The sequence below is a fragment of the Paenibacillus sp. FSL H8-0034 genome (assembly GCF_038000305.1).
In the GTDB taxonomy this organism is placed as follows: domain Bacteria; phylum Bacillota; class Bacilli; order Paenibacillales; family NBRC-103111; genus Paenibacillus_S.
Genome location: NZ_JBBOBS010000001.1, coordinates 4,136,647 through 4,161,726 on the forward strand (window position 1 = coordinate 4,136,647; position 25,080 = coordinate 4,161,726).

Annotated in this window: 18 protein-coding genes; 14 read left to right on the forward strand and 4 right to left on the reverse strand. The window is 47.0% G+C overall.

Annotation, left to right across the window (positions count from 1 at the left end; translation table 11 throughout):
* The first annotated feature begins 308 nt into the window (after positions 1–308).
* Positions 309–3,542, forward strand: coding sequence for an S-layer homology domain-containing protein (locus tag NST47_RS18780; protein WP_341156466.1), 3,234 nt, complete (start codon positions 309–311; stop codon positions 3,540–3,542).
* A 188-nt stretch (positions 3,543–3,730) separates the two neighbouring features.
* Positions 3,731–3,832, forward strand: coding sequence for a YjcZ family sporulation protein (locus NST47_RS18785; protein ID WP_341156467.1), 102 nt, complete (start codon positions 3,731–3,733; stop codon positions 3,830–3,832).
* A gap of 70 nt (positions 3,833–3,902) precedes the next feature.
* Here the strand turns inward: NST47_RS18785 and NST47_RS18790 are convergent, their stop codons facing one another.
* The gene (locus tag NST47_RS18790; RefSeq protein ID WP_341156468.1) at positions 3,903–4,622 is read right to left on the reverse strand and encodes a class I SAM-dependent methyltransferase; all 720 of its coding nucleotides are present in this window, start codon (positions 4,620–4,622) and stop codon (positions 3,903–3,905) included.
* Positions 4,623–4,736: 114 nt separating this feature from the next.
* Entirely contained in the window at positions 4,737–5,927 is a 1,191-nt protein-coding gene (locus NST47_RS18795; RefSeq protein WP_341156469.1) for an MFS transporter, read from the reverse strand.
* Positions 5,928–6,063: 136 nt separating this feature from the next.
* Between NST47_RS18795 and NST47_RS18800 the strand changes: the two genes are divergently transcribed.
* Positions 6,064–6,657 (forward strand): TetR/AcrR family transcriptional regulator, encoded by a 594-nt coding sequence (locus NST47_RS18800; protein WP_341156470.1) that lies wholly within the window; start codon positions 6,064–6,066, stop codon positions 6,655–6,657.
* 31 nt (positions 6,658–6,688) lie between these two features.
* Positions 6,689–7,327: a nitroreductase family protein gene (locus NST47_RS18805; protein WP_341156471.1), complete on the forward strand. Its 639-nt coding sequence runs from the start codon at positions 6,689–6,691 to the stop codon at positions 7,325–7,327.
* Positions 7,328–7,341: 14 nt separating this feature from the next.
* On the opposite strand, the gene NST47_RS18810 is transcribed toward NST47_RS18805, so the two are convergent.
* Complete coding sequence (locus NST47_RS18810; RefSeq protein ID WP_341156472.1) at positions 7,342–8,580, reverse strand: response regulator transcription factor; 1,239 nt, start codon at positions 8,578–8,580, stop codon at positions 7,342–7,344.
* Entirely contained in the window at positions 8,573–10,435 is a 1,863-nt protein-coding gene (locus NST47_RS18815; RefSeq protein WP_341156473.1) for a sensor histidine kinase, read from the reverse strand. Before NST47_RS18815 ends, NST47_RS18810 begins: the two co-directional genes overlap by 8 nt.
* A gap of 238 nt (positions 10,436–10,673) precedes the next feature.
* Here NST47_RS18815 and NST47_RS18820 point away from each other — a divergent pair, with 238 nt between their 5' ends.
* From NST47_RS18820 to NST47_RS18865, 10 genes are all read left to right on the forward strand, one after another.
* Positions 10,674–11,636 (forward strand): ABC transporter permease, encoded by a 963-nt coding sequence (locus NST47_RS18820; RefSeq protein WP_341156474.1) that lies wholly within the window; start codon positions 10,674–10,676, stop codon positions 11,634–11,636.
* Positions 11,636–12,508 (forward strand): carbohydrate ABC transporter permease, encoded by an 873-nt coding sequence (locus NST47_RS18825; RefSeq protein ID WP_341156475.1) that lies wholly within the window; start codon positions 11,636–11,638, stop codon positions 12,506–12,508. Before NST47_RS18820 ends, NST47_RS18825 begins: the two co-directional genes overlap by 1 nt.
* 65 nt (positions 12,509–12,573) lie before the next feature.
* On the forward strand, positions 12,574–14,166 hold the full coding sequence (locus NST47_RS18830) for an extracellular solute-binding protein (RefSeq protein WP_341156476.1): 1,593 nt from the start codon (positions 12,574–12,576) through the stop codon (positions 14,164–14,166).
* A 62-nt stretch (positions 14,167–14,228) separates the two neighbouring features.
* Positions 14,229–15,389: a sialate O-acetylesterase gene (locus NST47_RS18835; protein ID WP_341156477.1), complete on the forward strand. Its 1,161-nt coding sequence runs from the start codon at positions 14,229–14,231 to the stop codon at positions 15,387–15,389.
* A 42-nt stretch (positions 15,390–15,431) separates the two neighbouring features.
* Positions 15,432–16,658: a hypothetical protein gene (locus NST47_RS18840; RefSeq protein WP_341156478.1), complete on the forward strand. Its 1,227-nt coding sequence runs from the start codon at positions 15,432–15,434 to the stop codon at positions 16,656–16,658.
* Between the two features lie 116 nt (positions 16,659–16,774).
* Positions 16,775–18,451: a sialidase family protein gene (locus tag NST47_RS18845; RefSeq protein WP_341156479.1), complete on the forward strand. Its 1,677-nt coding sequence runs from the start codon at positions 16,775–16,777 to the stop codon at positions 18,449–18,451.
* A gap of 50 nt (positions 18,452–18,501) precedes the next feature.
* Entirely contained in the window at positions 18,502–19,695 is a 1,194-nt protein-coding gene (locus NST47_RS18850; RefSeq protein ID WP_341156480.1) for a hypothetical protein, read from the forward strand.
* A 50-nt stretch (positions 19,696–19,745) separates the two neighbouring features.
* Positions 19,746–20,771 carry an SGNH/GDSL hydrolase family protein gene (locus tag NST47_RS18855; protein WP_341156481.1) on the forward strand — a complete coding sequence of 342 codons (1,026 nt, stop codon included), beginning with the start codon at positions 19,746–19,748 and terminating at the stop codon, positions 20,769–20,771.
* An 83-nt stretch (positions 20,772–20,854) separates the two neighbouring features.
* On the forward strand, positions 20,855–23,788 hold the full coding sequence (locus NST47_RS18860; protein ID WP_341156482.1) for a polysaccharide lyase 8 family protein: 2,934 nt from the start codon (positions 20,855–20,857) through the stop codon (positions 23,786–23,788).
* Positions 23,789–23,837: 49 nt separating this feature from the next.
* Positions 23,838–25,049, forward strand: a complete 1,212-nt coding sequence (locus NST47_RS18865; RefSeq protein WP_341156483.1) for a sialidase family protein — start codon at positions 23,838–23,840, stop codon at positions 25,047–25,049.
* Positions 25,050–25,080: the final 31 nt, after the last annotated feature.

Here is a 25,080-nt window from a genome sequence, read left to right on the forward strand (position 1 = left end):
GAGTTTTGCCAAATAGTTGGCAATGACGCGGACGATGATAATCTAGTATACTAAGTCTCGTAGCAAGCGACACAACAGACGGCGGCGCGAATGAGCGCCTAGCAAACAGACGATTCGTTCTGAAGGAATGATATTGTATGTTTTGGATAAACCGACTGGTGTATCGCTATTTTGCGTGTGCTGGCGGTTTTTTACGACAGCAACGGGTTCTACACAACCACAAACACTTTTCGAAGACGACCACCCAGTTCACTTGACCGCACAACCGCCCCACAGGGGACCCAACAACCTAGGAGGTCATACAACATATGAAAAAAACTTTGTCAACGATTCTCTCTTTGGCCATAGCGTTCTCGATGTTCTCTTCTTCTGCATTAGCAGCGACAACGACAGCAAAGGTGAAATCATCCAAAGATTTTACGGACCTTAAGGACCTGGACAGTGTAACGAAAGAGAAATATGATGAATTGATCGCCTCTGGCGTATTTGATGGTATTGAAGAAGGCACATTTGGTTTGAAAGAAAACATGAACCGCGCCCAGTTCGCGAAGGTGGCTGCGCTGATCTTCGGCTTGCCGATCGATATGACATTGACGACTTCAAGCTTCTCCGATGTGAGCGGCAATGACCCGGCCAATGGCTACGCAATGCCTTATATCGAAGCGATCGTCAAGGCGGGTATTACCGACGGTGTCGCTGAAGGCAAATACGATCCGGCCGGCCAAGTAACGAAAGAACAGCTGGCAGCCTTCCTGCTTCGCGGCCTTGGCCTTGAGGACAATGTGCAAAATATAACGGCGATACAGGATGCTTCCGTCTCCGATTGGGCGAAAGGCTACGTGGCGCTCGCGCTGGACCGTGGATTGATGAGCAACAGCACCAACGGTACGTTCGGCGGTACGACAGCAGCAAGCCGTGAGCTGCTCGCGATGGCTTCCTATGAATCGAAATATCAGATTAAATCGGTATTTAGCGGTAAATACGCGATTGCTTCGATGAAAGCGAGCGATGCGAACGTCCTGTCCATTCGGCTTAATGGCGTAGTCGCTGACACTTCTGTCGTTACTTTTGCGCTGACGAAGAACGGATTGCCGGTAGCCGATGGCTACACGACATCCTGGAGCGCGGACAAGTCTACAGCAATGCTAACCTTTGATACTAAATTTGATGATGCTTCCTGGACCGCGACACTCGGCGGATTGAGCAGTATCGACGAAGCTGGCCAAACGGCGAAGGCGACAACAGAAAAAGAGAAAATGGCGAAGATCGAGCTGGTGACCTCTTCCGATACCTTGCCTAATAATCCATCGGCGAAGCTGCGAATTGACTTCAAGGCAACAAACCAATACGGTAAGCAATCGTCGGTATCAGCTAGCGAATTTGACCTGCACGCCAGTCTTGGTTCAGTAGCGCCAATCGGCGGTGAGCAAGCGTTCTATCTGACTCTGCCGTCTACGCTGAACCGCGATGATCGCTTGTCACTGACCGTCATTCACCAGGACAGCGGCACACAAGCGAACAAAGTGTTCACCATTGGCGATGCGCGTATCGTGTCCAAGGTTGAGCTGGGCGACCTTCTTGGGACGTCTGGTAGTGTAGTAAGCTCCATCGAATCGAACAGCTATGCTTATCTTGACCTGAAAGTCTACGATCAATACGGTCTGCGCGTGGATGCGTTGGACGAGCTGAACAAAGGCGTCACTGTTACCTTTTCCGACTCCGATCTGGATAAAGGCGACGAGGGAGAATCCGGAGCTTTCGTCGACAACGCTGTAGGTGATGATGCGGCTGACCTGAAGCTGCGTGCGATTAGCGACAAAGTGAAGGACGTAGTCGTGACCGTATTCGCGAACGGCTCAGGCGAATCCGTTACGAAAACCGTCCCCATCACAGCGACGAACGTACCGAGCGCTGTTCAATTCGGGACATACTCGTACACACTGGCAAAAGGTGACGTGCCAAGTGGCGATGAAAGTCTTGATGCGAAGTTATACTTGCCACTGATCGTGAAGGACGACCAAGGCAACACGTTATCGGCGCAGGACATATATGACAATCGCGATAAATTCACGATATTTTCCAGTGGTGGCGTAACACTTGCCGATCAGCCGATCTCGAACTCCGGCAGTTATAAGGGCAAGATCGCTATCGCCGGCGTCAATACGAAAGGCAGCTCGATCATTACGGTACAGTTAAAGGACAACCCGCAGGTACAAACGCAATTGAAGGTGAATGTGAATGACGAGCGCAAAGCTGATACGCTTATGTTCTCCCAAGCACCAGCAAAATATATGACTGCCGGCACTGACAATGAAATGAAAATAAAGTTATACGACCAATACGGCAGTGAGCTAAAATACGATGCGAACGGTCAATACCTTGTGCGTTACTCGCTGACGGCGAGTGGTGGAGATGAAGCCAGCCTGGCTGCAACCAGCTTGTCTAGTGCGCAGCGTGTGGACGAAAACGACGCGACATCCGCGCGTAAGTATGTGCTGCAGCCTACGAAGATCGGACAAGCGGTTACGCGGGACTTCCATTTGGCAGCTGACAGCTCAGACACATCGAATGACTCCATCTACGACAAATCGTTCAAATTTTACACGACAGCAGATGCGAAAGCAGCCAGCTACACGTACAAAGCGACGCTGTACAAGCAGGACAGCACAGGTACGGTGACAATTAACGGCAATTCTTATGTTGAAGTGAACAACTTGTCCACAACGATGGAAGTGCTCGATCCTTCGAATGTAAACACGAACCTGACGTACGAAGCGTATCTGGATAAATCGGTAGACAATACGATGCTGGCCGCGGACGATTTCATGTCGGTCGGAACCGGAGCGCAAGGGGCAAGCGCTATGTACGATACGTACAAGCCATTCACCAAAGAAGTGAAAATTCGTGCGACCAAAGACAAAGGTGACGAAGTCAAAGTCTCATCCAATATCGTGTCCCTGACATCGAGTGATCCGCAAGTAGCAGACGTTGCAAGCAAATCGCAGGATAAAGCCAGCACCCACTACATTGCAGGTGGCAAGGAAGGTCAAGCAGCCGTGACCGTTATGTTCTATGACGGCAAGAAGAATATGCAAACTTCATCATTGAAGGTAAGTACGAAGAAAGAAGCACCAGCCGTAAGCAGCTTGACGCTGAAGAAAACAGGTAAAGCCGTGTCCATGGCCGATCTGCAAGCCGGCTTGTATCTGTGGGACGCGAAGCTTGGTGAGAAACTGACCGCAGTTGATCAATACGGCGACGAAATCGTCGGTGAGAACGCACCGGGAACAATGAATGAAGAGGGCCAAGTGAACGACAACATGCTTGTACGCTCAAAAGAGGTTGGATACAACGGCAACGAATTGCTTAAACTTAGCTTCTACGTATCCGATATCAGCGGTACGAACCCTGATGCTGTGAGCGTGGATGAAAGCACTGGCTTTATCAAGTATACAGGCGCGGCTGACGATGTGACGAGCTTTAAAGTGAACGTCATCGCACCGAGTGGCCAACAAGCATCGTTTGATGTTGATGTGAAGTAAGCAGTTAACAATTCATTAATAAACATGCTAGGCGTTCAAGGGAAACCTCTGGTTGGCAAATGCCGATCAGAGGTTTTTGCTTTACCAAATATAATTTCGAATTCCTCCATGTTATTTAGGTTACAATCCATACTTTCAGGACGGACAGTGCATATCATTACATAGAAAGCCAAAAGGAGGGATAATCGATGAGTTGTGTCGGTATTGGAAACAGATTTACTTCGACTGCGGAAATTTTGGTTCTTTACATTTTGTTGGTGATCGTGTTGTCGGTTGGTTTCTTTATTTAATAGAAAAATGAGAATAAAGAAAGAACAAGAGCCTAATTCACATTTCTGGGCAACTGTTCTTTCTTTTCATTTATTTAGTTCCAATAATGAGAATAAATCCGATGTAGTCTCGAAATTTGTCCATGATATCGTTGTACTTACTTGTTGCTTCCCAAATTTGAATGTCAAGAAATGAACTAACATCAATTTGTTGATAGGGGTCTGGATGCTCAAAAAGATCCTCACTTACTTCAGGAAACAAAAATGGACCTTCTATCTGTGATCGATTAAATCCTATTGCTTTTACTAATGCTGACCAATCATGAATGTTCCATAGCTTCTCGATGTGATAAAAGCTAGTAATTTCTTCGTTGATTTCCACAGGCATTGGATTTCGTAGCATCATTTCTCTGTCAAAAAGTTTGCCTCCAGTACGCAAAACCCTATAATATTCCGATAATGCTTTATCAATATCCGTAAATATGGATACAGATTCAACAAGAATGACATCAAATGATTCGTTAGGAAAAGGGAGTGACTTTGCGTCTCCTTCCATAAATTGAATGGCGAGATTCTCTTTTTCAGCCCGTATTTTTGCTTTTGCGATCATATCTGGGCGAATATCTATACCTGTTACATCATGACCCTGAGCAGCTACATAACAAGATGTTCTGCCTGTGCCACAACCAACTTCAAGGACCCGAGAGTTAGTCGGTAAAGGATATGTCTCAAATTGCTTTAAAGTTGCTGCAAACCCTCCAGGATGAGCATTGCCAACACCTAATTTAGCCAGCATATCAAAATATTCCATAAGTATGAGTTCCTTTCATTGCAGGTTTTATCTCATCATATGAAAGAAAACTAATTTTGCACCTTTGATTCAATGGACATACCTTAATTTAATGAAAATTTCCCGATAAATGGATTAATGGGTCCCGGTTGCTCTGTCCGTTTTCTTTGTCATAAGCCCAAGCTGGATACTGGAAAAAACAACTGCCATCCCCACCAGAATCGCTGTACATCCAATAAGCAATGTCACTCCTCCGTAAAAATAAAGCAGACTTCCCAGCATTGGCGATGTTGCCATGCCCAAATACCGTACCAAATTGTAGACTCCATTGGCAGTAGCACGCTCCTTCACGAACTCTGCCGATAATAGCGTAGGCAGCGCCGACATCGTTAGTCCACAGAAGAAACCTATGAGGCCAAGCGTAATCAGAAGTGTAACCAAGGACATCTTGGCGGCAATAATGAACAGAACTAGGCTGATACTAACAAATGAAAAAGTCAGGATCAGACTTTTGGCCGAACCGATCTTTACCTGCAATCTCCCACTGATTTTACTGCCAATAAGGCTACAAACCATAAGCAGCATAGAAGCAAGGCCAATCTGTGTGGCAGTTAAATAGAATCCGTCTTTGAGAACGACGGGCAGGAATACGATCAACGTATAAAACACATCATACAAAACAAACCCTGTAAATAGCACAGCTGAGCCGGTTTTATTTTTGAAGATTCGTACAAATGACCCCAGATCGAGACGGTTACTCTGTACGCTGACAGGCTTAGTCTCAGGCAAAACAAAAATGACGACCAGCAACATAATAAATGCCGTGACAGCCAGAAAACCAAATGCGCCTGAATAACCGGCAACACTACCAACCACACCACCGATTAATGGACCAACAGCAGGTGCAATTCCCAATATCATCTGATATGTCGCCATGGATTCGGCGCGTTCCTTTCCTTCAAATAAATCACCAATCATGGTTGCTGCTACTAGCGGAACGGCAGCCGCTCCAATGCCTTGCAGCAATCGGAATATTAACAGCATTTCAATAGAAAAGGAGAAACTGCATCCGATTGTAGCCAAAAGATAAATAATCATTCCGGGCAGGAGGATTTTTTTGCGACCATTTCGGTCAATTAAGGGTCCGTAAACAATCTGAAACACGGCAAGTGCAACTGTGAAAAGGGTGACACTGAGATTTGCCATATACAAGGACGTATTCAGTTCTTTTTGAATCTCTGGAATGAGTGGAACATACAGGTTTTGTGCAAAAGATACGATGGCTGCACAGAATCCTAATGCATACAAAATTTTTTGATGCTTCATAAAAAATCACACTCCGTCATTTTATTATTGACTATATGTCAGTCAGTGTATAAAATGAAGTATAATTTACTGACTACCTCTCAGTCAATAAATATATTATAATATTAGAAATGGAGTGAAAAATGGAGGAAAACACATGCCACGTATCTCAAAGGATCCCGAAGTACGAAGAAATGAAATTTTAGATGTTGCGATGGAACTATTCAAAATCAAGGGGTTTGAGCATACGTCTGTTAGCGATATTGTAAAAAAAATGGGCGTTGCCCAAGGAACTTTTTATTATTACTTTAATTCAAAAGAAGAAGTCGTCAACGCAGCCTGCGAGCGCACTTTATTGTCGCGGTTTGCTGATGTGAAGAGTACAACAGAAAATGCTGGACTGACCGCGTTCGAAAAACTGAGTAAGATCATTTTGGAAGCTGCACCCACGCCTCAGGAACAAACCGTATTAGACTATCTACACGATGCGAGTAACATTACCTTGCATCAGAAATGGAAAGTAGCAGAAATTAAGGCACTGATTCCTTACGTGGCGGAAATTGTTAGGCAGGGTGTAAAGGCGGGGGAGTTCTCTATTAAGCAGCCTGAAGAAGCCGCTGAATTTCTGCTAGTAGGGGCGGCCTTCTGGTTAGATGACGGTATCTTCAAATGGTCTGATGAAGAAGTGGCAACAAAAAGAAATGCTCTACGTTGGATCTTCGACCAGCTTTTAGGAGGAGTAAACGGCTAATATCAATTAACGAAAAGAAAGAGGGATATCCATGCAAGATGTGAACAAAAGGAAGGACTTTAACGAGATCATTACCGGACGCCGAGCGATTGCTAATTACGACCCCGGCATACAAATCAGCAGAGAAGAGATGAGGGAAATTCTTACGGAAGCTACGCTCGCCCCGTCATCTTTCAACATGCAACCGTGGCGTTTTCTTGTCATCGAAAGTTCAGAAGCCAAAGCAACTTTATTGCAGCTCGCTCCTTTTAATGCTTCACAGATAAACACATCTTCGGCTGTTATCGCTGTATTCGGGGACCTTCAGATCGTGACCCATGCAGAAGAAATCTACGGCAAAGCAGTAGAACTCGGCTACATGCCACAGGAGGTGAAAGACAAGAAGTTGGCAATGTCAGTGCCCTATTTTCAGAATCTTTCTGTCGAAGCGAAGAAGGAATCTGTTTTAATCGACAGTGGTCTCGTTTCCATGCAACTGATGCTGTCTGCCCGTGCACATGGATACGAGACAAACCCCATGGCCGGATTTAATAAAGGCGCGATTGCCGACGCTTTCGGTCTGGAAGCTGATCGTTTTATACCTGTTATGTTGATCTCAATAGGCAAAGCAGCCAACACTGCACAAGGATCAGTTAGACTGCCGATCGATAAAGTTGCACAGTGGCATTAAGGCTGCATTGCCTCTTATTCTTTCGTAAACGTCTGTTTAAATTCGCTTGGCTTCATGCCCACCGTTCTTTCAAAAATCCTGCTGAAATATTTGGAGTCCTCATAGCCAACCAGACGGCTAATTTCATAGACCTTCAGGTCCGTAGTCAGCAGCAGCCGTTTGGCATGCTCCATCCGGGTATACGTCAGATAGTGGAGAAAGGTTACTCCTGTCTTTTTTCGAAAAAGCTGGCTTAAATAATGGGCATGAATGAAAAAGCTTTCTGCTATACTCGTCAAGGTCAACTGTTCATCATAATGAAGATCGATGTAGGCTTTGATTTCGTCCACGATACTGCGCCGATGGAGAACCTGCTGCTGCTGCTGGGGCACAGCAGTATCCAGTGCAGTTGGTTCCCCAAGGGAGCCGCGTGCTACTCTGTAGGATTCATTCAGATCATGCATGCTTCTTACGATGCTCCCCATCCCTAGAGTAATGGGGGATCCGCAATGTTTAGACAGCTTCTGGTGGAATTGCAGTGACCATTCTTTTACCTCTTCGTCTGTCCCTCGCCTGGCAAAGTTGAACATAAGGCCGAGTTCCCCCTCCTCGAAGCGGAAGGGATATACAATGGCAGGCATCGGTATCGTCTCGGCCATAATCTTACAAGCCGCATCCATATCGAGCTCGCTCCATAGCTCGCGGTTTTCCTTCAATAGCGCTATGCTGTGGCAGTTGGAATAAGGAAATAATACATCCAATTCGGCCAGGTTCGCGACAATTTCCTCGGCATGCTTGCCAGCGTGAACCCAATCGCGAAGCATGTTTTCCCTTTGCAGCTTTAAATAGGCCTCTGAATGCCTGCGGAGCAGACTAAGTTCTGATTCTTCTTCGCGAAGGGACATAATGTCTTGGGCAACCTCGATCAGGCATGCTTCAAGACCTGTTTCCTCAATAGGCTTCAATACATAATGGCGGACTCCAAGCTGCATTGCCTGCTTGGCATATTTGAATTCCGAGTATCCGCTGAGAATGATGAAATGGGTAAGGGTATGGATCGCCTTCCATTGTCGTATCAGCTCCAACCCGTCCATTTGCGGCATCTGGATGTCGGTTACAATTAGCTCCGGCTCCCATAGCCGGGCGGCTTTCAAGGCTTCCGAACCGTTACGTGCGCGGGCACAGATTTCGAAGCCATATTTGTTCCAGTCAATCATGACGGACAAACCTTCCAGAATTTTGGTCTCATCGTCGACCAGCATGACTTTAAACATGATCTTCTCCTTTCGGAATCGTATTCGGCATAGGTTTCCGGTTAGGGTTCGACATCAGAACCGGCTTGTGTATCGGGCTGGATTGTGGGCTCCTTGGGTCTGGTATCGGAAAACGGATCGACACGGTCGTGCCCACGCCAGGTGAAGAGTCAAGTGTCATACCATATTCATGGCCATAATGCAGCTGCAGCCGTTCCTGAATATTCCGCAAGCCAAGGGAATGCTCCGTAGATTCACCTGTCCAGTCTGTATTGCCAAGCTGCCTTCGTACGTACTTTAGCTGATCTTCGTCCATCCCTTCTCCGTTATCGGTAATTCGAATCACACCGTATTTTTCAGTTAACTCTCCTTCAATGCGTATTTCATATTCCCGGTCTGGATTGTTAAACCCATGAACAATACAATTCTCTATAATGGGTTGAAAGGTAAGCTTGATGATGGGAGCTTGCATGTCCTGCTCAGAAAGCAGAATAGTCAGCCGAAACCGATCATCGAAGCGTATATTTTGTAAATTTAAATATACCTGGATATATTCGATTTCATCCAATATCCGATTCGCTTGCTCACGCTGGGTTAGGGCAAGCTGGAACATTCTTCCCAATGTCTTGATCATATCTGCAACATCAGGTGCTTTGGAGAGATAAGCCTGCATGCGAATGGATTCCAGCGTATTGTAGAGCCAGTGGGGGTTAATCTGATTTTGCAGAGCGAGGAATTTCGCCTGGTTCTGCTTGATTTGTGCCAGATACACATCCTCAATCAAATGCTTGATCTTCCGGATCATCAGATTATAGGTTCGCGTCAGCGTTTCGATCTCGATATTCAGGCCCTCCTCGGGAATGGGCTGATAACGACCGTCCTCTACCTGCCTCATATTACGAATGAGCCGGTTGATGGGAGTGCTGATTTGATAGCTCAGCAGCATCGAAATAAACGCTATAGCACACACGGTTATAGCGGCAATCATCAGGGCAAGATTGCGGTAGGAGCCGATTTGCTTCTCAAGCTCTACAGTTGGAACGGCTACCGTGACGCTCAGTTTGCCGACATCGTCGGAGCCCAGCATCCATTGTCCCCCCTGGAGGATCGGAGCCACGCTCTGGGGTATGAAGGAAGCTGGCTCCACTTCCGAATCATAGATCAACTGGTGCTGCTGGGATACTTCGATGATGATTCGTTTGCTGAAGGGCAAGGAGGCATTTTTTAGATTATCGTTATGGATAACGAGTTTGTTCGTTGTTAATTGGAAAAGCAGAATACCTGCCTGGCGCCCTTCGATATCCTGAATGAGCCTGCCCGCTGAGAATACGGTCTCTGTATTTCCCGAAGGTAAATATACTAGGGAATGGGCGGGCAAAATAACGAGCTGGCCATTGGAATCACGGATTTTTTTCATCCATTCATCCCAGAAGGGCTGGTTATGGGCCATATCCGGGAAAAGCCCAATATTATTAATGATCCCCGATTCTGTGATGACCGATACCCCCTGTAGATTCGGCAGCTGGGTCATGAGGGTAGAGAGCTGTCTGTTTAGGAGAAAATTATACTTAATACGATCAGCTGAGGAATACATCGTTTCCTTGCCCAAATAATCAATCAGCTCATAATCGCTGTATATGGTCAAAGAGGAATTGTTCACTTGCGCGATATAAGTGTCCAAGGAGGTAGCCAACTGTACAGCGAGCATTTGTATGAACTGCGTGGAGGTGTTAACGATCTGTTCCTTGGCTTTACTATAAAAGACATTCGTAATAATCAAGGCTGGTACAGTACACATCAGCAAATAGCTTATGAACAGTTTCGTGAAAAAGCGGTAGCGTCGGTTATTGGCTTGCTTCTTTAAAAGATGCGGCATGCGGAAATCCTCCATTAGCAAAGTTGCGAGCGCTTCCAAATATTAATTTCATGCTTCATTTGAATGATTCCTTGATTATAGTGGAGCCTATAAATTCCTGCAAGGCATTGTTCGTTTAAAGCACCAATATGTGAAGAATGTCCACCCAAAATGTTAAAGATGTCTCATCGCTGTGAAATCATCGCTGAATGTATAATGAAAATGCAATCACAAACACATAGCAGAAAGCAGGGATTACATGTTAAAGGTCGCCCAACCGCAAAAAGTTGCGCGCATAATGACTAGCACGGCAGCCAAGAAAGGAATGCTCCATAATTTCAGAAAGTACTGGGCCCTTTATGTGATGGCTTTGCCGGGATTCATTTTTTTTATCGTATTCAAATATGTCCCGCTAGCCGGTTCTGTAATCGCTTTCCAGGATTATATGATCTTCAAGGGAATAGCCGCCAGCCCCTTTGTAGGGCTGAAGCATTTTCAGGCATTCTTTGAATATCCGGATTTTCGGAGAGTATTTGTGAATACGATTATTATCGGAACCTACAGCCTCATATTTGTGTTTCCGTTCCCGATCGTGCTGGCGCTTTTGTTTAATGAGCTGAGGAATATGGTGTACAAACGGACGCTGCAAACGATTTATTACTTGCCCCACTTTTTCTCGTGGATCATTATTGCCGGGATCACCTTCGATGTGCTCTCCAACACAGGTATTGTCAATTCCATTCGTGCCTGGTTGGGGCTGGAATCGATCCTTTTCCTGCAGGAGGAGAAATATTTTCGAGGTATATTGATATTTACCAGTATTTGGAGAGATGCCGGGTGGGGAACTATTGTACTGCTTGCTGCTATTGCAGGCATTAACCCTGAGGTATATGAATCGGCTGTAATAGACGGAGCTGGAAGAATTAGGCAAATATTCAGCGTAACACTTCCATTGATCCTGCCAACCATATTAGTGCTGTTCCTGCTGCAGATCGGCAATTTCCTTGATTTAAGCTTCGATCAAATTTATAGCTTATTAACACCGATGACATTCTCTGTCGGGGATGTTATTGATACCTATGTGTATCGTGTTGGTATTATCGAAGCACAGTACAGCTCTACAACGGCAATTGGTATGTTTCAATCGGTTATTGGTCTCGTGTTGGTTGTAACCTTTAATAAATTGGCGAAGACACTGCAGAAGGACGGAGGGTTATTCTAATGGCAGCTATCAAGGAATCCAAAGGAGAAGCCGTGTTCCGTTACTCCAATATCGCGTTACTGGGGTTATTCGGTTTTATGATGCTGGTGCCGCTGCTTAAGGTGTTGGCTACATCGTTCAGCTCGACCTATGCTGTAGATACAGGACATGTATTCATATGGCCTGTAGAGTTCACTTCCGCCTCATGGGCACGGGTTATTGAGCGAGGAGCCTTGTGGCGATCCTTTGCTTTGAATGTAGTGGTTATGGTAATAGGAACAGTGATGTGCTTGCTAATGACGGCACTCATGGCTTATCCCATGTCCAAGTCGGAATTCAAGCCGGCCCGTTTTCTCGCGATTATGGTCGTTTTTACAATGGTGTTTCGTTATCCGATTATTCCTTTTTTTCTGACGGTCAGAGGACTTGGGCTTTATGATAATTTTTGGGTGCTTATTATTCCGTATTTAATATCAGCTTATAATTTAATCATAATGCGTACCTTTTTCCGTGAGCTGCCCAAGGAACTGGAGGAAGCCGCACAGATGGAAGGCTGCGGTTATTTTCAGGTGCTATTCCGCTTAATACTTCCGCTTTCCAAGGCAGTGCTTGCCACGCTTGGCATCTTCTATGCTGTCGTGCTCTGGAACCAGTTTATGAATCCATTGCTATTCATTGACAACCAGAACCTGTATCCGCTGCAGCTGCGCGTAAGGGAATATATGATCAATGCGGACTCTGAGTTTGAAGCCAGCTTACAGGGTAACGCTCCTTATAACAATGCTACGCTTAAAGCCGCTACCATCATATTTGCTACAGTCCCGATCATTGCCATCTATCCTTTCCTGCAAAAATATTTCGTCAAGGGAGCTACCTTAGGCTCTGTCAAATAAAGCCGGCTTGGCGCTTTCCACGGTGGATTTCAAACACAACATACATTTAGGGAGGAAGTTATTCGATGAAAGCAACAGATAGAAAAATGGGGAAAATGCCACAAGTGCTTTTGAGTTCTGGAATTGCTGTAACGTTGCTAGCAGGATGTGTAGGTGCAAATCCAAGTACCCCCGCAGCACCGGGAGCAGAAGCGGCAGCGAAGCCCAAGGAAATGGCTTATCTTGAGGTTTGGAGAAATATGGAAAATAGCAACGCGATAGAAAAGGATGGTGCCTACTCCAAGTTTATTCAGAAGGAAACAGGAATCGGGATCTTTGCGCCACCTGTTCCATGGAATGGCGGAAGCGCCTATGTACAGAAGCTGAATACACGAATTGCCAGCGGCGAATTGCCGGACATGTTTTTGCCATGGCAAGGGAATGAAGCCTCGCTTATGAAGCAAGGAGCGCTTGCTGACTTAACCGACATGCTGCCGAAATATGCACCCAATGTTTGGAAGCGCATTCCCAAGGAGGTCTGGGATGTCGTCCGTTCAGCGGATACTTCCGGTAAAGGACGGATTTATTATGTTCCTTATGCGCAGACCTACACCCATTATGGCTCCTTCATACGCCAGGACTGGCTGGATCGGGTAGGCATGAAGGTGCCTACGACAAAGGATGAATATGTAGCCGTGCTGAGGGCATTCCGTGATAAGGATGCGAATGGGAACGGCGACCCCAACGACGAAATACCGGTCTCCGGACGGGAGCAGGGACGTTGGATGGATCATTTGTTCGCCATGTATGGTGTGGCGATGCTGGAGGGAATCCCGAATTGGGATATTTATGACGGTAAGCTGACTTATTCGGCAGTTACTCCGAACATGAAAGCGGCGCTAGAATTTGTCAGGGACTTGTATAAAGAGAAGCTTCTGGATCAGAATACCTTTTTGAACAAAAATGACGATTGGCTTGCCAAAATATATAACGATAAAGTAGGTAGCTGGTTTCACATTAATTACACGGCAAGCGCTCGCCTGGAGAACATCATCAAGGTTAATAAAGATGTAAAGCTGGTCGCATTAGGCGTGCCTAAGGTAGAAGGCTATGAAGGATACATTACAAAGCTGCAAATCAGCCGTCCCCAATATGTGATTGCCAATAAGAATGAACAAACCACGATTAATGCCCTGAAGCTGCTGGACTGGACATCTGATCCGGCCAATGCGGAGAAGGTTCTGCTTGGTGTAGAAGGCATGCACTATACGATGAAGGACGGAAAGCCAACGCTGCTTCCGGTTGATCCGGCTAAGCAGGATCTTAAAATCCTGACAAGCTTTATCAATGGTATGGATGAAATGAAGAAGCAGGGCGAAGTTGAGCTTGCTGCTGCTGACACACCCGAGAAGAAAAATATTCTCGAGCAACGCGATAAGCTGGTTTTGGATATGCAGCGTTATGGCAAAGCCATTGCTGGAGACGGAATGCCAGCCTCGATATATGATGGCTTCTCCGATTTGAAGAACCATACGATGTACCAGGAATATATGAGCAAGATTATTATCGGAGAATGGCCAATCAGCAAATTTGACGAGTTTGTCGACAAATGGAACAAGAGCGGCGGTACGGAGGTAACGAAGCGTGCCCGCGATTGGTATAAATCGTTAAATCCTTAAGCTCGGTTGGGTGTTGAAGGACAATCCGTGACAGCAGTCAACCGTACAAGAGAGGTGTTATCATGGGCAATGACTTGGCTTTGGGTAAAATGGTTACTTCTGGTGATGCAGGCGTTCAACTATGGGATCTGGGTAAGCATGAGTTTTTTAATAAGCTTGTGCTTACAGAATATCCAGAGCACGCCCTCCACTTAACCGTGCAAATTTCCGATGATCAGGTAAGCTGGGTGGACATCTATAAAGCTGCATCAGCCGACTTGGTCAAGGGGGGGAGAACCATAGCGATTACTGTGGATAATCTTTCCACCCGTTATATTCGTGTCCTTACAGAGCCTGCTATTGATGAAGCGGAAGCTTGTCCGATTTGTCAAATACAAGTATATAATCTAGAATCTGTAAAGGCGCATATGATTGAGCATTTGGGACTGTATGGAGGCAAACCTCAGGCTGTAAAGGCATCCAAGGAAAGCTTTCATCTGTATTTATTTATTGGGCAGTCCAATATGTCGAGCAGGGCAAGCATCGAAAGTGCTGACATGGTTGCGATCAACAGAGCCTATGTATTCAACGGTAGGCATGAATGGGAAAAAGCGGAGAATGGCCTGGTTGACAATCTGCCCCAAATTACGATGATTCAGGGCTTGAACAGGTATGCCTCTGTTGAGGTAAGCACCAAAATTAACGGATATAGTATGGCAAGCACCTTTGCCCAGGTGATTACGGATCATGTTCCCGGCATCGAGGTTGGGATTATCTCGAACGCAAGAGGCGGAACCGGGCTGGCTGAATGGCAAAAGGGAGCGGGAACAGGTCTATACGAGGAGGCCGTTAGAAGAACCCGCGAAGCGATGAAAAGCGGCACTATAAAAGGTATATTATGGCATCAGGGAGAGCGGGACCAGAATGAACCTGAGTCTTATCTGAGCAACTTATATCGGCTTATTACCGACTTGAGAAATGATTTTCAGGCGCCTCAGCTGCCTTGCATTATTGGTCAACTTCTACATACCAAAAACGCCATATTTAATCAAACGTTGACAACCGTAACGGAGTTTATTCCTTATTCCAATTGGGTTTCGAATGAAGGGACGGCTTCGATCGGGGATGGTACCCATATGGACAATGCCAGCCAAAAGCTGCTCGGGCAGCGTTACGCCGAGCGAATTTTGGAGCATTACAGCAATGAGCTGGCTGCAAACGGAAAGGGTAATGCCAGCTTATAGGTATGGCTGGGCAATTCATGGATATTGGAGGAGAACTGCAGGATGAATAAGCATATCGATATAGCGGCACCTCTGGCTCAGGATTATAAAGTCATCTTTCATAATCCTGATCCTGAGCAGTACGTCGAGGGCTGCGGCCTGGTACGACTGGAGCATGGAGACCTAGTGGCGGCAGTGCCTGTTGTCCCGCGTCAAGTGTGGAGTCAGGAACGGCGGGTCACACAGAGCAGGACGCACATCCTGAAAAGTGGGGATGGCGGCTCTACCTGGAGCAAGCTCGCCGAGCTGCCCTATTATTCGGGGATTCCCTGGGTACATGATGGAGCTGTCTACTTGTTTGCCAATAAAGGCGGTGAGGCGTACCGCAATGACAACCTGCTGTTACTGCGCAGTGAGGATGACGGTGTTAACTGGTCAGATCCTGTTACCTTGTTCGTCGGGCATTTCTGGAACTGTCACACGGGTATGGTTATCCGTGAGAACCGTCTTTATTGGGCGGTTGACGATCTTGGTCTAACAGACGTGGCTTACAATAATCCGCATGATATTCCGCTTGGTGCCGGACGTGCTCCGCGCGTCGTGTCAGGAGATCTTACGCGCGATCCTATGGACCCTGCGTCGTGGCGGATGTCCAATCCTGTTCCCTTTCCCGGCAATACGGAAGCCTTGGTCAATGTCCGCTTTGAGGAGCCCTACGATCATTATTTGGAGCCTAATGTGATTGATGTAAACGGACAAATACGCATGCTGGTAACAGTCAAGCTAAGGAAGCAATCCACGGCGAATGTGTGTGCGGTTCTGGATGTCAGCGATGAGGGCAACAAGCTTTCAGCTGCGTTCACCCAGTACGCTTTCATGCCTGGAGGGCAGCTCAAATTTTGTGTAATTTGGGATGCTGCTTCCAGAATGTTTTGGGCTACGGCTAATATGGCTGTTGACAGCCAGCGGATGCTGGATTTGCAGGATACGACTGGCAAGGAAGATCCTATTTATGCCTATACACCGGGTGGAGATGATAGACGTTTTCTGATGCTGTATTATGGCCTGGATGGCCTGAATTGGTTCCAGGCTGGCTGCATCGCACAGGCGAGCAACATGGCGGAGTCCTTCATGTATGCGAAGCCAGTCATTGATGGCGATGACCTTGCGATCATATCGCGCACGAGTGTCGATGCACCGAATCGGCATGATGCCAATTATGCCACATTCCACCGTGTGCGGGATTTTCGCCGGTTAGCACTGAATCTGTATATGCACACCGGGGAGTAAATAGCTGGTTGTTTGTTTATGAGAAGCTCTTAATTATTGTATGTGTTCAAAAAACACGGGAAAACCTTCTCAGCCGCAATACAAACGTACGGATAGTTGATCCTAAGGGGGATAATATGAGAAAGCATATGCTACAAATTCCGGAAAGCAATAAGCATTTGGTTGCTTCAGAGGAAGGTGTATACATTTCATTCCCTGGAGTGGCCAAAGCCAAGGATGGAGGTCTGGTTTGCTCATACATCCGTTCGGATACCCATAAAAAAAGAACAACGGATATTATGGTCGCACGCTCTGAAGACGGAGGCCTGACCTGGAAAGATCATAAGGCTATAGCCCATGCTGATGTGTATAACCAGGGTTGTGTTTACGTGGTACCACGAATCAATGCGATCTCGGATGGCAGGATCGTGCTGATCTGTGATAAGGGTAAAAGAACCCCTAACGGTCAATTTTATAAATTATCCACGTGGGTGCTTCATAAAGAAATGGTCAACGAATTGTTCTGGAGCCATGATGGCGGCAGAACCTGGGAGGGGCCGTACCCGATTGATGATGTTGGGGGAGAGCCTGAGTATATCCATGAGCTTTCCAATGGCAGCCTCATGTTCACCCGTACAGAAGTGGCCTATACGGACGAACACTTTCCATTCAACCAAGCCGTATACAATGATCTCGATAATAAAGAGAAATACGGAACTATTACCGGCATGAAGGTCTATTATCAAGCGGTAGCTGTATTCTCGGATGATCGAGGTGCAACCTGGACCCGTACCTCGTTACTGGCCGATAATTCGTTGTACTCGGATGCAGAGGCAGGCTTCGCCGAGATAGCGCCAGGCAGCTTGCTGGCAGTCACCCGTTGCTGCGATTGTATAGGCCGATATGGGCAACCAAGCCGATTGCTGCGCAGCGAGGATTATGGTGTTACCTGGGATCATGGGGTACTGGCTCCTTTTTATGGACATCGTCCCACACTGGGCATACTGGAATCGGGCAAAGCGCTTGTAGTATTCCGAAATCGGCCGGGTACGAATGCCACATACGCATTTGTATTTGATCCGAATGAAAAGTTTGCGTACCAGCCGAACTCCTACATCTGGGACGAAGCTGATTGTATGCTGGAGCAAGACGTCATGACGATTCGTACCCAGGAAGGCCGTGAGCATGCGGTACAGTTTATTTTATATCCTGCACAACATGGTACCTCGAGAGTGGAGGTTGAAACGGAGCTTAGGCTTGAGGCTGCTGATGTAAATGGCTGCAGCATAAGTGCAGGCTGCCGTATTCGGTTTATGCCGAGTCGTATTTGTCTGGCTGACCGCCCCGAGGAAGGCTTTGATTGCATCACGGAGGAATGGCATCACTACCGGATCATCAGAGAAGGAGAAGAGCTGACGATCTACGTTGACGGAGAATTGAAGCTGCAGGCAAATACTCACGGAGTTTCTACACGTGCCGTCAGCTTTGGGAACGCTCACTTTGAACCGCACATCTCGGGTAACGAGTCGGTAAGCCATTGGCGTTCGTTCCAATTAAAGGTAGATAATCCCGATGACTACTCGGTAGAGTGGCAGTGGGATGCAATGCACGGTTATCCGGATCAGTTCAGGCGCGACCGGTTCGTTAAGCTGGACCCTTCCTACAGCACCTTTGGAGGAGACAATGGCTATGCGCAATGGACGCAGACGGAGGATCAGTCGATTGTGATCTTGGATTATACAAGGCCGTCTCCAACCGATACCTATCCACTAGTCCGGTCTTATGTCATCAGGGAAGAGCAGCTTCTTCCTTGAGCTTATTCATAGATAACAAGCATAGTTAACAAGGGGAGGTCGATCCATTCATGACAAAGGATACAAGCAGTGCAGCACCGTTAACCACAGACTATTCAATCGTTATCCATAATCCTGATCGGGAGCGATATGTTGAGGGGAGCGGTTTGGTGCGAATGGACAACGGTGACCTGGTGGCTGTGGTTCCTATTGTGCCTCGCCGGGATTGGAGCATCGAGCGGCGGGTGACTCAGAGCTTGACGCATATTCTTCGGAGCAATGACGGAGGCATAACCTGGCAGCCGGTTTCCCAACTGCCTTATTACTCGGCATGCCCGTGGGTCTATCAGGCAAAGCTTTATTTATTCGTCAATAAAGGCGGGACTGAATACCGTAATGATGATCTACTGTTATTATGTAGTGATGACAGCGGTACTACATGGTCTGAGCCTACTACCTTGTTCAAGGGTCATTTTTGGAATTGTCACACAGGTATGGTCATCCGTGAACAACGCATTTATTGGGCAGTCGATGACCTCGTCTTTGGCACCAAACGTGGACCCAAGGTTGTTTCCGGCGATCTTTCGGGCGATCCGATGGAGCCAACAGCCTGGCGGATGTCGAATACGGTTCCTTTTCCTGGAATGACCGAGACTATGCTTAGCCCGCAATTCGCCGGGCTGCCCAGCCAATATCTGGAGCCTAACGTAATCGATGTGAATGGAAGGCTGCGTGTGCTGGCTACCGTCAAGCCGGCACGCCAAACTACAGCCAGCTTGTGTGCGGTATTGGACTTGAACGACGATGGGGAAAAGCTTGATCTGAAGTTCGTACAGTACTCGCCAATGCCCGGCGGTCAGCTTAAGTTTTGTGTGATCTGGGATGAGGTTTCCCGGATGTTCTGGGCTACGGCTAATCTGGTCGTTGATAGCCAGGAGGTTTACGATTGGTGGGAAACAGACAATACACGTAACCAACAGATAGGAGCTCACAAGAGAAGGGGTGGCGATGATCGGCGATTTCTTATGCTTTTCTATGGCCTGGACGGCCTAAACTGGTTTCAGGCTGGTTGCGTGGCGCAAGCGGGCAAGCTTGGGCAGTCATTCATGTATGCAAAGCCCGTCGTTGATGGGGATGATCTGGCAATCATTTCCCGGTCGAGCGTCAATGCGCCGGATCATCATGATGCCGATCATGCTACTTTCCATCGCGTCCGGAATTTTCGCCGGTTGGCGTTGAAGCTGTATCCAGATACTGAGGAATAATCATCTTGGATACCTATTTTATCAGACATTACCGATAAGGGAGAGAGAACATGCTATCAGTACCGATAACAAACGAGTGGATTCATGGTGCGGTTTCCTTGGAAACTATCGGGCAAAGCATTCGTCCGTGGAGGCTGCCCCACAACAAGCTTCAATTGTTCAGAGAAGGTTTGGTTGATAAATCGGGAGAGTCGGCTGGAGTGCGCATAGCCTTTACAGGGAATTTCGGAGAGAAGGCTGGGACAGGTACAAAAACAGGAGCAACTGCATCTACAATCGACTCTGTCGAACTGGAGGTGGTTCCTGCTGAAATGGACCGGCAATTCGATCTGGTTGTTGACGACAGGCTGGTACAAACCTTCACGCTGCAGGCAGGAGCCGAGCGTTGTGTGTTCCATCCGCCCGCTGGTGAGCGGTTCGAGATTTATTTACCGCAAAAGTCAGCCGTTATATTGAGAGCGCTATACGTTGACGAAGCATCAGGTATTGCCCCACACCGCAATGATCGTCTCAGGTGGATCACTTATGGTAGCTCCATCACTCAGTGTGGAGCTGCTGCAAGCCCTTCCCTAACCTGGCCGGCTATAGTGGCTCGAAGCAAGGGTTGGGATCTTACCTGCCTCGGCTATGGGGGACAATGCCATATGGAGCCGATGGTAGGGAGAATGATCAGGGAGCTGCCCGCCGATATCATTTCCTTATGTCTCGGGATCAATGTGATGAGCAATACGCTCAATATTAAAACCTTCCGCTCTGCTATCATCGGCTTAATTGAGCTGATTCGCGAGAAACACGTTGCTACTCCTATTGTTGTATGCTCTCCGATATATTGCTCTTATCGGGAGACAACAGAGAATGTTGTTGGTATGACCCTTATGTTAATGCGTGAGGAAATCCGGGAAGCGGTGTCTATTTTGAAGGCTTACGGAGATAGTAATCTGATGTATGTAGACGGACTGGAGCTGTTTGGTGAAGAATTCGCCAGCTACTTGCCGGATCAATTGCATCCGAATGCCGAAGGGTACCAGCTGATGGGAGAACGGATGGTCACTATACTGACGGGTCTTGGGCTTTAGGTGTCTGTCAGCAGAGCAGAGAAGGCGCATTAGGCTCCGATTGAAGTACGGCCGATTTGATAAATGGGATGGAGGCTATAAGGATGTGGAAACGGTTGCGTACGGGAATCATCTATATGTTGATGCTTAGCTTAGTGTTCGAACTAGGGCTTGTGTACTCAACACAGTCGGTTGCAGCGGCAGATCAATACGATGATTTGCGGGAGAAATGGAAGTCATTCTTGACGGGAGGCAGCTATTCCACATCCGATCCCGATGTGGCTGCCAAGATTACCGATATTACTAACACAGCACAGGGCTATTGGAGCATCATGGAAATGTCTCCTACAAGAACATATTTATGGAGCGATCTGGATGACAGTGCTACGACGGATGCCAGGACAATATCCAGTAATATGTCTCTGTCCTATTCGCGGCTTTACGCTATGGCGCTTGCTTATTCAAGCAATGGCTCAAGCTTGTATCACGACACATCCCTTTTGGCCGATACGATCAGCGGGCTGGACTGGATGAGAGCCAATAAATATATTCCCGGTGGTACCAAGCCCGGCAACTGGTTCGATTGGGAAATCGGATCGCCTCGCTCATTGAATAACACTACTGTGCTGCTCTACGACAACCTCACTTTAACACAAATCTCTACCTATATGGACGCAGTTGAATCTTACAGTCCAACGGTAAATATGACAGGAGCAAACCGGGTTGATAAATCAAGAATCGTTGCTGTGCGTGGCATCCTCGTGAAGAGCAGCACCAAAATCGCCAATGCCAGAGATGGCCTAACGAATGTATTCGCTTATGTAACGACTAGCGATGGATTTTATCCCGATGGGTCGTTTATACAGCATCTCAAGGTTCCTTACACTGGAGGTTATGGGGCAGGCTTACTCAGCGATGTGGCCGATATTGTATATTTACTTAACGGCTCCACCTGGCAAGTAACGAACTCAGGCCTGCAAAATACGTACAAATGGGTGTACGATTCGTTTGAACCGCTGATGTATAAAGGCGCCATTATGGATATGTCACGTGGCAGAGGCATAGCGCGACGTTTCGGTAATGACCATGCCAGTGCAACCAGTGTTTTGGATGCTGTCATCCAGATGTCGCAGCTTGCGCCTTCAACGGATGCCGCTAATTTTAAAAGCATGGTGAAGTATTGGATTGGGTCCGATACGTTTTATTCCTACTATCCCAATGCCGCTTCCATCTATCATCTGGTATTGGCCAAAAGCATCATGAGCGATGCCGCTGTCGTGCTTAGAGGCGAGCCAGTTGGTTATCGCAACTTTGCAGCGATGGATCGCACCGTACAAAGGCGTCCCGATTATGGCTTTGCGCTGAGTATGTCCTCCAGCCGGGTCTACAATTACGAAACGGTCAACAATGAAAACCTGAAAGGTTGGTATACGGCTGATGGAATGACCTATTTGTACAATGAGGATTTGGGCCATTACAGTGACGAGTATTGGGGGCTTGTCAATAAATACAGGCTGCCAGGCACCACTGTGGATACCCAAACGAGAGCGGACAAATCCGGTCAAACTTACTTGAGCAGCAAAAATTGGGTTGGCGGTTCCGTTATTGCTGGTACCCATGGGACAGCAGGCATGGAGCTTGATACTTATGGAAACACGCTGACAGCCAGGAAATCATGGTTTATGTTTGCCGATAAAATCGTGGCTTTGGGTGCAGGAATCAACTCCACGGATGGACGCACGATTGAAACGATTGTTGAGAACCGCAAAATCAAGGATGACAGTACGAATGTCCTAACGGTTAACGGTACGGCCAAATCTTCAACCTTGGGCTGGTCTGAAACGATGGGCAGCGTGAACCGGATCCATCTATCAGGCAATGTACCTGGCTCGGATATCGGTTACTATTTCCCGGGCGGATCGGTGGTTAAAGGGCTTCGTCAAGCAAGAACGGGAGCCTGGACCAGTGTAAACACTTATGTCAAAACCATGGATTCGACGGTGGTGACGAAAAATTTCTTGACGTTATGGTTTGACCACGGGATCAGTCCTTCTGGCGGCTCTTATTCGTATGTAATCCTCCCCAATAAGACATCCGCACAGGTAGATACCTATGCAAGTAATCCCGACATAACCATCCTGGAAAACTCATCGACTGCGCAAGCGGTAATAGATAGCTCAGCTCATGTGACAGGCATCAATTTCTGGGACAGTGTGAGCAAAACGGTGTATGCAGGCGGTGTGCCATTCCTTACAAGCAACGGCAAGGCTTCCGTGATGACGTTGGAGGGTAGCGGTGGTGATCTGGAGGTTGCGGTGTCGGATCCCACACAAGCCAATACAGGAACCGTCCAGTTAGAGATTAACAAGGCGGCAGCTTCCGTCATATCAGCCGACCCGGCTGTGACGGTTACACAATTGCAGCCTACGATTAAATTGAGTGTTAACGTTTCTGGAGCCATGGGCAAGACCTTCAAGGTCAAGCTCGATACCGCACTTGTCAACGAGAACTTCAATGCCATGACTATCGGTTCTGCCCCAACAGGCTGGACGCTTGACCAAACGGGTGGTGTGGTGGATATTGTGAATGACCCAAGCTCCACTGACAAAAGCATGCGGATCAGAGATACCAGCAATACTTTGGTGGCAGGTGCGACCCGATCGTTTACGGCATCTGCCACGCCGGTTACAGCAGAGTTTAAAATGAAGGTGGGTACAACGCAGAACTTTTATTATACAAAGCTGACGTCCGGTTCCACCGTAGCTGTCCGACTCAGAACTTATGCCGGCAAGCTTCAAGTTAGCAATGGCGGGAGCTACGCGGATGTAGAAACAATAACACCAGGCAACTGGTACACGATTAAACTCGTAGCGGATCCTGCAACAGATAAAGCCGATGTTTATTTTGACGGGGTTTTAAAGCAATCAAATGTGAATTTCACTAACGCTGTGTCGGCTATAGATACGATCGAATTTGTGACCCATAGTACATCGAGTAGTATGGCTATGCAGGTCGATAATGTGCTTGTGACCAATTAGCGGCCAATTACATGAAAAAATAAGGTGAAGGATTGTGTGCGAATGCAGAATGTTCATATGGCAATGCCAATGGCTCAAAATTACAATATTATATTTCAAGTACCAACAAGTGATCAACCAGAAACTTATTTTCTGGTTATTGATCCTACGCTTGCTATCCTTCCCAATGGAAAATACTTGGCAACGGTCCCAGTGTATCGCGGACAAAAACAACCCTTCAAAAAAAGAGCCCTATAAACTATATATGCTTCTCAGCGAGGATAAAGGGTTATCATGGACCATAATTAGCGATAATCTGCCTTATACGGACAGTATTCCCTTTGCTTATGGAGAAAAGCTTTATTTGTTTTTTATGGTCGTTCCCTCTGGAGAATTAGATGAGCGTAATGAGCGAATGGATTACAAAAAAGGACTGCGTTATACAGGCATCAACGTTATTGTCAGTGAAGACGAAGGAAGAACTTGGTCGGAGCCTATTGAGGTTATTGAAGGAATAAAGAAATATTCTACTTGCCAGATACCCATGGTTATTAAGGACGGCTACTTATACTGGGCGATTAGTGAGGGACCTTTTGAAAGAATGGCAGTAGCTTCTTGTAAATTGAATCGGGGAATTCTTAATCCAGCAGCCTGGAACATTTCAGAAGGCGAGGAGATGAACATTCCCAAAGAACTGAATCCCGGTTTTTTTCCGGGACCCTCCATGCATTGCCTTGAAGGCAACGTCGTTCAAGTGGAAGGTCGCTTGCGTGTATTGGCTCGAGCTGTCATTGATCGGCAAGGCACTGCCAATATAGCAGCTGCCTTTGATATTTCAGTGGAGGATGGTCGCACATCGCTATCATTCACACAATTTGTTGCTTTGCCAGGGGGTCAATGCAAGTTTCATATCATATACGATGAAGTCTCAAAGTTGTTTTGGATGGCCTCGAATGTTCCATCGAACTCACAAAATTGGATTGATATTTCAGCAGAGACAGCAAGTACTTCTTACCTGGGTGGCCCGGGTAATGATAGAAGATTTTTGATGCTCTGGTATGCATGCGATGCTCTCAACTGGTTCCCGGCTGGTTGTATCGCAAGGGCGGAGAGATTGACACAGTCATTCATGTATCCAACGATTATTATCGATGGAGAAGACCTGGCTGTTATCTCACGAACATCCAGAGATGCTATCGACCAACATGATGCGGATTTGGCAACCTTTCATCGTATTCACGATTTTCGAAGATTGGCTATGGATATTTGGCCAAACATTTAAATAATAAACTAAAAATTAACTAATACCCTTA